8 protein-coding genes are annotated in these 11181 nt (G+C 61.2%); 3 read left to right on the forward strand and 5 right to left on the reverse strand.

The features are described from left to right. From dnaB to ACR0P8_RS00550, 4 genes are all read right to left on the reverse strand, one after another. A complete protein-coding gene (dnaB, locus tag ACR0P8_RS00535) occupies positions 1 to 1449 on the reverse strand; it encodes a replicative DNA helicase (RefSeq protein WP_432622650.1) in 1449 nt (482 codons plus the stop codon). 447 nt (positions 1450 to 1896) lie between these two features. Further along, positions 1897 to 3723, reverse strand: a complete 1827-nt coding sequence (locus ACR0P8_RS00540) for a nucleotidyltransferase domain-containing protein (protein WP_432622652.1) — start codon at positions 3721 to 3723, stop codon at positions 1897 to 1899. 205 nt (positions 3724 to 3928) lie between these two features. Continuing rightward, on the reverse strand, positions 3929 to 4267 hold the full coding sequence (locus ACR0P8_RS00545; protein ID WP_003807443.1) for a P-II family nitrogen regulator: 339 nt from the start codon (positions 4265 to 4267) through the stop codon (positions 3929 to 3931). 1 nt (position 4268) lies between these two features. Further along, the gene (locus tag ACR0P8_RS00550) at positions 4269 to 5564 is read right to left on the reverse strand and encodes an ammonium transporter (protein ID WP_432622655.1); all 1296 of its coding nucleotides are present in this window, start codon (positions 5562 to 5564) and stop codon (positions 4269 to 4271) included. 370 nt (positions 5565 to 5934) lie between these two features. Between ACR0P8_RS00550 and ACR0P8_RS00555 the strand changes: the two genes are divergently transcribed. Then, entirely contained in the window at positions 5935 to 7170 is a 1236-nt protein-coding gene (locus tag ACR0P8_RS00555; RefSeq protein ID WP_432622657.1) for a cation:proton antiporter, read from the forward strand. Between the two features lie 312 nt (positions 7171 to 7482). On the opposite strand, the gene ftsY is transcribed toward ACR0P8_RS00555, so the two are convergent. After that, positions 7483 to 8748 (reverse strand): signal recognition particle-docking protein FtsY, encoded by a 1266-nt coding sequence (gene ftsY / locus ACR0P8_RS00560; protein ID WP_432622659.1) that lies wholly within the window; start codon positions 8746 to 8748, stop codon positions 7483 to 7485. Between the two features lie 339 nt (positions 8749 to 9087). Here ftsY and ACR0P8_RS00565 point away from each other — a divergent pair, with 339 nt between their 5' ends. After that, entirely contained in the window at positions 9088 to 9909 is an 822-nt protein-coding gene (locus ACR0P8_RS00565) for a TetR/AcrR family transcriptional regulator (RefSeq protein WP_432622661.1), read from the forward strand. A 223-nt stretch (positions 9910 to 10132) separates the two neighbouring features. After that, positions 10133 to 11164: a glycosyltransferase family 2 protein gene (locus ACR0P8_RS00570; protein WP_432622663.1), complete on the forward strand. Its 1032-nt coding sequence runs from the start codon at positions 10133 to 10135 to the stop codon at positions 11162 to 11164. The last annotated feature ends 17 nt before the right edge of the window (positions 11165 to 11181 follow it).

Genomic DNA, 11181 nt, shown 5'->3' on the forward strand with positions numbered 1-11181 from the left:
TCACACCATCTCCTGCTGGGACTGGTAATCCTGGGGCATGTCCTTGAACTTCGAATAGGCGCCAAGGAATGCCAGATTGAACGTTTCGGTAGGACCGTTACGATGCTTCGCCATGATGATGTCGGCCTCGCCCGGACGGTCCTCCTTATCGTAGGCGTCCGGACGGTGCACCAGGAACACCACATCGGCGTCCTGTTCGATCGAACCGGATTCACGCAGATCGGCCAACTGCGGCTTCTTATCCTGACGCATTTCCGGACCACGGTTCAGCTGGCTCAGTGCCACCACCGGCACCTCAAGCTCCTTGGCGAGCAGCTTCAGCGCGCGGGAGAATTCGGACACCTCCTGCTGACGGCTTTCCACGGCCTTGCCGGAGGTCATGAGCTGCAGGTAGTCGATGACGACGAGTTTCAGATCGTTCGTCTGCTTGAGTCGGCGGCACTTCGCACGAATCTCCATCAGGCTCATGTTCGGGCTGTCGTCGATGAACAGCGGCGCATTCTGCAACTTGTCCTGCAACTCGTTCAGGACGGCCCAACGCTCAGGGGTGATGTCCTCGGCGCGGCGCATGACGGAGAGCGGAATATTGGCCTCGGCCGCGATGATACGTTGCGCCAGTTCGGTCTTGCTCATTTCCAAGCTGAAGATGATGGACGTCATATTGTGATGCAGCGCGGCGGAACGCGCGAAATCCACGCCGAGCGTGGACTTACCCATGGCCGGACGGCCCGCCACGACGATCATCTGGCCGGGCTGCAGACCCTGCGTCACCTCGTCGATGTCACGGAAGCCCGTCGGCACGCCTTTGGCCACCTCGCCGCTCTGCAGACGGTCGATCTGGTCGAGCGTCTCGGTGATGACACTGCCGATCGGCGCGTAGTCCTGGCGCACCTTGCCGGTGGACATCTCGTACACCTCGGCCTGGGCGAGGTTGACGACGTCCTCGGCCTGAGAGCCTTCGGCGGTATAGCCAAGCTGGGCAATCTTGGTTCCGGCGGCGATCACGTTGCGCAGGATGGCGCGCTGATGGACGATGTCGGCGTAGAACGTGGCATTGGCGGCCGTCGGCACCGAAGCCACCAGACTGTGCAGGTAGTCGGATCCGCCCACCTTCTCCAGGTTGCCTTCGGAAAGCAGCTCGTTGGCCACGAGCACGGCATCGACCGGCTGGGAGGCGGCGAACAGCTTGATGATCGCCTCGTACACGGTCTGGTTGCGCGGCTGGTAGAAATCGGTCACGTCGATCATCTGCGACACTTCGCCGATGGCGTCCTTGCTCATCAGCATGCCGCCGAGCACCGCCATTTCGGCGTCGTCGTCATGCGGCGGCACACGATCGAAGATGGCGTCGCGGACCGGCTGTCCCGGACGTCCGCTCATGCCGTTTCCGGCGACCGAAAAACCATGGTTCTGCACCAAATCGTTGCCCCACGAATCGTTCTCCGCCATATCTCTCCAAACGCAAAATCGACCGAGGAAATCGACCGAAATTTTTTAATACAAAAGAAAACCATAATACCGTACACGTCGTCACGTCCGACATGGCCCCGCGATTGTGGATGAATCTCCGCATCGGGACATTTCACCAATCCACGACACGCGCGGAAGGCCCCGTTGTGGATAAGAAACTTGAAAAAAGCCGAGTTATCCACATATTGGGGATAACCGTGTGGAAAACGTTCCGACTTTTCCACAGAGTGGGGATAACCAAGTGGACAACTTGGGGACATTTTCCGTTTGGTGGGAAAATCCCCATATTTCGATTTGCCGAAGTGAACGCAAGGTGATATGTTCCCCACTTTTCGCTGACTGCCGACAAAATCACGGTAGACGAGGATGAGCGTCGGAACATTCGAGACGCGGAGACGGCTGAGCGCGCAGACCCCACCGGGAAGCTCACATGTGGTAACGGGTGGCGTTGTACATGGTGCGCACCAGCGTCTCCCGCCACCTGCTCCAGCCATACTGCTTGGAAATGGCCTCGCCGGATGTGGCGCCCAGCGAGGAACCATCGGCGCGGGTCAGGTCGAAGAGCATGTCCAGCAGCACGGGATCATGGTCGAGCCGCCCCGCCAGATCGTCGCCGACATTGGGATCATTGGGATTGCTGCCGGTCGCGAATTCGGATAGCGTCAGATGCTCGCGCACCAGCAATGTGACCCAACGGACGATGTCGCGGTCGAAGCCCATGCGCTCCACGATGACGGTCGCATGCCGCGCGCCCTCCGCCGCATGGTCGCGCACACCCGGCCGCTTGCCGATGTCGTGCAGAATGCCGGCAAGCAGCAACGCCTCGTAATGCCGGTCGTCATAGCGCCCGCCGCTGGGCGTCTCACGGCCGAGGCGGGTGACGACCTCCACCATATGCCTGTCGATCGTGTACCGGTGCGCGGCCGACGCGCTCGGCCGATTGCGCACACCCAACCATTCGGGGATGAGCTTGCCCGGCACGTCGATGAAATCGATGTCCTCCCACACATCCAGCAACGCGGGCCCCGTGGCCAGCAATCGTACGAACAATTCACGTGATTCCGCCGTCCAATTGCGGTCGCCGACCGGGCACTTCCGCAGATTTTGCAACGTTCCCGGAGCTATCGGCAGGCCGAACTCCGCGGCCGCGACGGCGACGCGCAGCACGAGATTCGGATCTTCGGTCGGATCCATGCCCGGTGCGAGGACGATCTCCTCCTCATGCCTGGCGACGCCGGGCGCGATCACATCGAAGGTCGGCGCTTGCCGCTTACCGCCGCCACGCGGCTGGAACACCTGGAAGAAGGCGAAACGCGGCTTGTCATGCGTCAGCGAATGCTCGGCGCGAGACGCGGTGGAATCAAGGGAGAACGCGATCTGTCGGCCAACGCGGGCCAGCAGCGTCTGCAAATCGTCAATCGACTGCGCCTCACGCTCACCTTCGGGCAGTGTCGGATCGGACAGACCGAGCATCGCCGCGACCTTCGCCTGGTACGGCGACAGCAGCAGATTCGTGTCCTTGTCCGCGACCAAATGGATGCAGTCGCGCACGTCCAGCAAACGTTCGACGGCATCGTCGTACGTGCCGTGCGGACGGTCGGCAAGCCAGGATGCGGCGAGCGCGGAGACGAGCACGGCATCGCGCAGACCGCCGCGCGCCTCCTTGATGTCCGGCTGGTTGATGTAGGCCATGCGTCCGAATTCGTCGAGACGCGACTTCGCGGAGCCGAGCAGCTCCGGCAGACGCTTGCGGGCGGCCTTGCGCCACCGTTCCAATATGGAGGTGGCCGTATCCGCGATCAGCCGCATGTCCCCCGCGATCGGCACCACATCCAGCCAGCCCATCGCGGCGGGCAGGTCACGGTCGGTGACGGCCTCGCATTGCGCGACGGTGCGCACCGACTGGTCGAGATCGAGGCCGGAATCCCAAATCGGATACCACAATTTGTTGGCGAGCTCGTTGAGCTGCCGGTCGTTCACCGCATGTGGCTCGTAGATGACCACCAAATCCAAATCGGAGCTGGGGCCGACCTGGCCACGGGCCAGCGAGCCAACCGCGCCGAGCCCGATGCCGGAAGACGGAACCTCGAAGGAAACCTCCTCGCAGGCCTCCTCCCATAGCCGTTTCAGACTATCCATGGCCAACCGCGTACGGGCCTCGCGTTTCGCCGCGCCATCGCGGTAAACACCGTCCTTATCGGGCTGGCTCATAGCCATGAACCGTTTCTTGAGACCTTCGACCGCTGAAGCCATAACGCACGTTCCTTACGAAAACCGACGCATTGAAAATCGGAAAAACGTCCGGGAAAGCAACCCGGAAAGCATCCCGGAAAAGACGAACCTATGGAAATCCCCGCACGGCGCGAAGCACGTACGGGGATCGTCCTATTGATAACCCGAACCTTGAAGCCCGGGGGTATTAAAAGCCGTCCGAATCGAAATCGAAAACGGAATCGAATCAGATGGCGGCGGAACCGGTTTCGCCGGTGCGCACGCGGGTCACCGAATCAAGCGGAGCCACCCAGACCTTGCCGTCGCCGATGGTGCCGGAGCCGGCGGACTTGACGATCACGCCGACCAGCGTTTCGGCATCGGCGTCATCGGACAGCACCTCGATGCGGATCTTCGGAATGAGATCCACGGTGTATTCGGCGCCACGGTAGACCTCGGTGTGGCCGCGCTGACGACCATAGCCGTTGGCCTCGGACACGGTCAAGCCGTGCACGCCCGCGGCTGCGAGGGCTTCCTTGACATCGTCGAGTTTATGGGGCTGGATGATAGCGGTAATGAGCTTCATCTCACTTCACCTCCTTGAGGACGGAGCTGGCGGTACCAGCAAAATCGTAAGCGCGCTCGCCCTGGTCGGCCAAATCGATGCCACCGACCTCCTGAGCCTCGGTGACGCGCCAACCAATCGTCTTCTCCAGAGCGAAGGCGATGATGCCGGTGATGACCGCGGACCAGACGATGGCCACGAGAGCGACGACCAGCTGGACGACCAGCTGACGCCAGTTGCCGCCTGCGAACAGGCCGGTGCCCTCGCCGAAGAAGCCGATGAGCACGGTGCCGGTGAAGCCGCCGACGCCATGGACGCCGACCACATCAAGGGAGTCGTCGTAGCCGAGCTTGAACTTCAGGCCGCAGGCCAGGCAGGTGAGCACGCCAGCGATGGCGCCCATCACGATGGCCCACAGCGGGGAGACCACATCGGCGGCCGGGGTGATGGCGACCAGACCGGCGACGATGCCCGAAGCGGCACCCATCGCGGTGTAATGGCCGGTGCGGATCTTCTCGGTGAAGCCCCAAGAAAGCATTGCCGCGGCGGTAGCGGCGGAAGTGGAGACCCACGCGTAGCCGGCGGTACCGTTGGCGGCGAAGGCGGAACCTGCGTTGAAGCCGAACCAGCCGAACCACAGCAGGAAGGCGCCGAGCATGACGAACGGAACATTGTGCGGGCGGAACGGCTGCGTGCCGAAGCCCTTACGCTTGCCGATGATGAGCACGATGATCAACGCGGCGACTGCAGCGTTGATATGGACAACCGTGCCACCTGCGAAATCGTGCGCCTGGGCGCCGATGGCCTGGGAGATCGCGCCGTCGGCGGACAGCAGGCCGCCGTTCCACACCATATGCGCGAGCGGAGCGTAATCGAACGTGATCCACAGTGCCACGAAGATCATCCACGTGCTGTACTTCACGCGCTCAGCGATGGCGCCGCAGATCAACGCGACGGTGATCATGGCGAACGCGGCCTGGAATGCCACGTCGATGCTCACCGGATAGTGGTTGCTGTTCAGCGCGGCCGATGTGTATACGCCATTGTCGGAAACCATGGTGTCCTTCAGCAGGAAGCCGGTCGCCGGATCACCGAAGATGCCTCCGACCGAAGTGCCGGCGTAGGCGATCGACCAACCCCACAGCACCCAGATGATCATCGTGACGGACAATGCGGCCGCCTCCATGATCATCATGTTCAATACAGCCTTGGCGCGGACCATGCCGCCGTAGAAGAACGCCACACCAGGCGTCATGAGGAACACAAGGGACGCGGAAGTCAATATCCACGCGGCATTTCCAGAATCAAGCTGGCCCATGTCACCCTCCTCTTTCTTACTTACTCTGTCTTTGATTCACATTTCCCGCCCCATCGTGTGGGGCTGACAGAACGATATGGAACGCCGGCCGCGTTTTGAAAACGTTACGACGTGTTACGGCGACGTAACGGCATGTGAGAAAAACGTCGATTAAAGTCGCGGAATGCCGGAAATCCAACGAAACGGACTACACGGCAACGACCAAGACATGGCCGTCCGACAATCGCAATATGAAATTGCGGCGACGGACGAAGGGCGAGGTCGGAGTAAGTTGAATGCAGAAAACCTACGGGACGCGCGGCGCATGCGGCGTGCGCAATACGCTGCGCACGATACGCGCGGTGTGCGGGACGAGAGAGCGACGAGGATTATGGCAACGTTCATCATTTCACTATGCGCCATTCTGATGCTGACCACGGTCTCCGGACTGATCTGCCGGAAGGTGCAGCTACCGGAAGTGATCGGGCAGATCCTCGTCGGCATCCTCGTCGGACCGGCGCTGCTGAACGTGCTGCATATGAGCGATTCGCTGTCGCTGTTCAGCGACCTCGGCATCATCATCCTGATGTTCCTGGGCGGTGTCGGCTGTGATCTGCAGCTGCTGAAGAAGTATTCGAAAGCCGCGATCATCATCGCGTGCATGGGCGTGGTGTTCCCCGTGGCCGTGATGGGCGGAGTGAGCCTGCTGTTCGGGTTCAAGCCGATTCCGGCGGCGTTCATCGGCGTGGTGTTCTCCGCCACGTCCGTGTCGATCTCCGTGGCGGTGCTCAAGGAGGCCGGGCTGCTGGATTCCAAGGAGGGCGTGTCCATCCTCGGCGCGGCTGTGGCGGACGACGTGATCGGCGTGATCCTGCTGTCCGTGATGTGCACGCTCGTCAACACCGGTAGCGTGGACGTGGCCGGACTCGGCATGATCCTCCTGAAGCAGGTGCTGTTCTTCGTGGCGGCCGTCGTGGTGGTGGTCTGGGTGGCGCCGGCGCTGATGACGTTGGCAGGCGTGCTGAAGGCGCCTTCCGGCATCGCGGTGATGGCGATCATCATCTGCCTTGCGATGGCGTGGGCGTCGAATCTGGCCGGACTGAGCTACGCGGTGGGCGCGTTCTTCGCCGGCATCGCGGTCAGCAACAGCGATTACGCCGAAGAGACGGACCGGTACATCGAGCCGGTCGGCGACACGTTGTTCGTGCCGGTGTTCTTCGTGGGCATCGGCTTGCAGACCACGGGCGTGGACGATCCGAAGATGATTGTCTTCATTGTGATTATGACGATTCTCGGCGTAATCACCAAGATCGTCGGCTGCGGGCTGGGCGGACGCATGGCCGGCTTCGGTGGAGCGTCGGCGCTGATGATCGGCGCGGGCATGGTACCGCGCGGCGAAATGGCGCTGATCACCGCGCAAATCGGATTCAACGAGCATGTGCTCGGCAGCGAATACTATTCGACAATCATCTTCATCATCTCGCTGGTCACGCTGGTCGCGCCGCTGCTATTGAAGCTGACGATCCGCAGAGTGCCGGGGGTGGGTGCTGCGGATAGCGCTGAAGCTGCCGAAACTGGTGATGCGGCCGAAGCTGTTGAAGCCGCCGAAACCGTATCCGCGGAGTAATCGCCACACCGAATGTCCGATTCTCCAGAATCGGACATCTGAAGTACCAAATCGGAGCCTTGTTTGTCCGATTCTCCAGAATCGGACATTCATACGCCAAAATCAAGGTCCTAAATGTCCGTTTCCCCAGAATCGGACATTTAGGGTGCGAAATTCGTATGTCAGGTGTCCGTTTCTGCGGAATCGGACATTCAAGCGTGGTTCGAAGTAGTTTATTTGTCCGATTCTGGAGAATCGGACATTCGAGATTGCAATAACGCAATAAAAACGCCTCCCGAGATTGGGAGGCGCGATGCTATGGGATGAGGCGGGTCAGGCAAGGATGCCGTCGACGAAGCCTTCCGGATCGAACGGGGCAAGGTCATCCGGACCTTCGCCCAGACCGACGAGCTTGACGGGGACGCCCAGCTCCTTCTGCACGGAGATCACGATGCCGCCCTTGGCGGAGCCGTCGAGCTTGGACAGCACCACGCCGGTGATGCCAATAGCCTCGGCGAACACCTTGGCCTGCGTCATGCCGTTCTGGCCGGTGGTGGCATCGAGCACGAGCAGCACTTCGTCCACGGGCAGGTTCTTTTCGGTGACGCGGCGAATCTTGCCGAGCTCGTCCATCAGGTTGGCCTTGTTCTGCAGACGGCCGGCGGTGTCGATGATGAGCACGTCGGCGTTCGCCTCCTTGGCCTTGGCACTGGCTTCGAACGCCACGGAGGCCGGGTCGGCGCCGTCCTTGTCGGAGCGCACGACCGGCACGCCCATCTTGTCGCCCCAGGTCTCCAGCTGATCGGCGGCGGCGGCGCGGAACGTGTCGGCCGCGCCCAGCATGACCTGCTTGCCTTCGGAAACGAGCAGACGGGAAAGCTTGCCCGCGGTGGTGGTCTTGCCGGTGCCATTCACACCGACCATGATGATGACGCTCGGCTTGTTCGCGCCTTCCTTGTCGGCGTTGAGACGGCGGTCGACGTCGGTGCCGACGAGCTTCAGGAGCTTGTCCTTCAGCGCGGCGCGCACTTCGGCCGGGTCGGATTGGCCGGCGATACGGGCGTCGTTGCGCAGTTCCTCGACGAGCTGCTCGCTGGCTTCCGCACCGACGTCGGCGAGCAGGAGGGTATCTTCGACGTCCTCCCAGTCGGCTTCGGAGAGCTGGTCCTTGGCGAGGATATTGAACAGGGCCTTGCCGAACGGGTTGCCGGACTTGGACAGGCGCGCCTTGAGACGCTGCATGCGGGACCCGGCCGCTTCGGGGGTTTCGATGGCTGCTTTCGATGCCGGTTCTTCAGCTGCGGGTGCCGTCGGGGATTCGGGCGACCGCTGCGTTTCGGAAGCCGCCGATTCGGCGGTTTTGGCGGTTTCAGCGGCTGGCGATGCGTTCGCTTCGGCCTTCGAGGTTTGCTCGGCATCGGCGTTGCCGACGTGCTTGGTGTCTTCGGTGGCGAGCTGCACGCCGCCCTTGGCCACAGCCTCGTCGGTGGCCCGTTCCACGGACCGCTTGGAAGCCTTGCCGAACCACCATACGCCGACGACGATGGCCGCGATGACGACCACGGCCACAACAATCGCAATAATCACATTCGTATCCATGGCTCCAGCCTAAAAAGCGCAACGGACACACCGCCGTCCATCCCACACCCATCCTTCCATCCTTCCCACGAGCGTCCGATTCTCCAGAAACGGACACAAAAGCGCCTAATCAGGTATCGCAAACGTCCGATTCTGGAAAATCGGACATCCAAGAGCCGAATTCTGCAGTCCAGATGTCCGATTCTGCAGAAACGGACATTCAAGGGTTGGTTTTGTACTCCATGTGTCCGATTCTGCAGAATCGGACATCGTTGGGAGGCGGGATATGAATCCGGGAGCCGGAGACATGAAGCGAGAGTGGAAGCGGGGCTATCCACGGGACGTGAAAAACTGGACAGCATGGCCAATACATCCAGGATGACGTCGTATCAGAGGCGCGAGCAGCTCATCGAAATCGGTCGATCGCTGTTCGCGGCCGAAGGTTTCGAAGCGGTGAGCGTGGAGGAGATCGCCGCCACCGCCAAAGTCTCGAAACCCATCGTGTACGAGCATTTCGGAGGCAAGGAAGGCCTGTACGCCGTGATAGTGGATCGCGAAATGCGAACGCTCACCGACACCCTCATCAACGCGCTGTCCGACCCGAACGCGCACCCGCGGCAAATCGTGGAACGCACCGCCCTCGCACTGCTCACCTATGTGGAGGAGAACGCAGACGGATTCCGCGTGCTCACCCGCGATTCGCCGAAAACCGACCCGTCCAGCTCGTTCAACTCCCTGCTCGGAGACATCTCGGTCCGCGTGGAGGACATCCTCACCGAATCGTTCAAACGCCAGCACCTGCCGGCCAAGGGCGTGCCGTATTACGCGCAGATGCTCATCGGCATGACCGTATACACCTGCCAATACTGGGCCGACCAACGCAAGCTCAGCAAGGAACAGCTCGCCGCGCACATCGTGAATCTGGCATGGTACGGTCTGAGCCGCATGGAAGCCAAGCCGGAACTGCGCTACGAAAACGAGAAGACCGTACGCGCCGCGGAAAAACAGGCCGCGAAAAAAGCGAAGGAAAACGCGAAGCGGGAACGGAAAGCCGCGAAATCGCAGAGCGCCCCAAGCCAGCCGGACAACCCAGACAACCCAGACAACCGCGACAACGACGAAACGGACGAACCCGCACAATCGCAAGAACAACAACAGCAGCCAAACGTTGACGAAAACTGACGCAATGTCACCTGAGATGACCCTCAGGGAAAATTCAGGTGCAGATTGCGTATTTCAGGGTGCCGTTTGTGCGCGAAACCATTCCCCGGAAGCGCACATGGTGCTACGTTAGTTTCCGTTACGCTTTGACCGGCACGGACGGACCAGCCTCGGCCCTCCGCACGGCCAACATGGCACAGCGCCGAGCCAAAACGACCGGCACGAGCCCGATACGAGGAAGAATATGCAGGAGAAGAAGACGCTCACCTTCGTGGTGCCCGCGTACAACATGACGGAATACCTGGAACGGTGCGTCGAATCGTTGATCGCGGCGAAGCGCAACGACGACATCGAAGTGCTGATCGTGGACGACGGCTCGTCCGACGGCACGCTGGAAATGGCGCGGAAATTCGAAGCTCGCAATCCGGGAATCGTGCGCGCGATCCATCAGGAGAACAAAGGCCACGGCGGCGCGGTCAACACCGGCATCGCGGCTGCAAGCGGCATGTATGTGAAGGTCGTGGATGCGGACGATTGGGTCGGTCCCGAATCGCTGGAACAGGTTCTGGCCGTGCTGCGCGACGAGGTCGGCAAGGACGACCCGCTCGACATGCTCGTCACCAACTACGTGTACGACAAGGTGGGCAAACGCAACAAGCACGTGGTGAGCTTCCGCCATGCCATGGAGCCCGGAAAACGGCTCACCTGGGATGATCTGGGGCATTTCGGACTGACCGAATACATCCTCATGCACGCGCTGGTCTACCGGACGGCCGTGGTGCGTGAATCGAAGATGCAGCTGCCGGAACACACGTTCTACGTGGACTTCATCTACGCGTATCAGCCGTTCCCGTGGGTCAAGTCGCTGCAATATCTGGACACGCCGTTCTACCACTATTTCATCGGACGTGACGGGCAGAGCGTGCAGACGGACGTGATGATCCGCCGCGTGGACCAGCTGCGTCTCGTCAACCAGTGCATGGTGCGCGCCACCCCCGAACGCGGCACGGTGCCGGACGGCCTGTACCGCTACATGATTCATTTTCTGGCGATCGAAAGCTCCGTGGCAAGCGTGTTCATGATCTTGTCGCGCGACCCGGCGAATTACGAGAAGAAGAAGGCCCTGTGGGCGGATATCAAGGAATATTCGCCCACGATCTACAAGGACGTCCGCAAGAAGGCGATGTCACGCGCGCTGAATCTGCACGGGTCGGTCGGACGATTTGTGATTCGCAAGGGATATTTCGTCGCGGAACACGTGGTCGGCTTCAACTGATTGTGGGCTCTGTTCGC

The sequence above is a fragment of the Bifidobacterium sp. genome, from assembly GCF_050874245.1.
GTDB lineage: Bacteria > Actinomycetota > Actinomycetes > Actinomycetales > Bifidobacteriaceae > Bifidobacterium.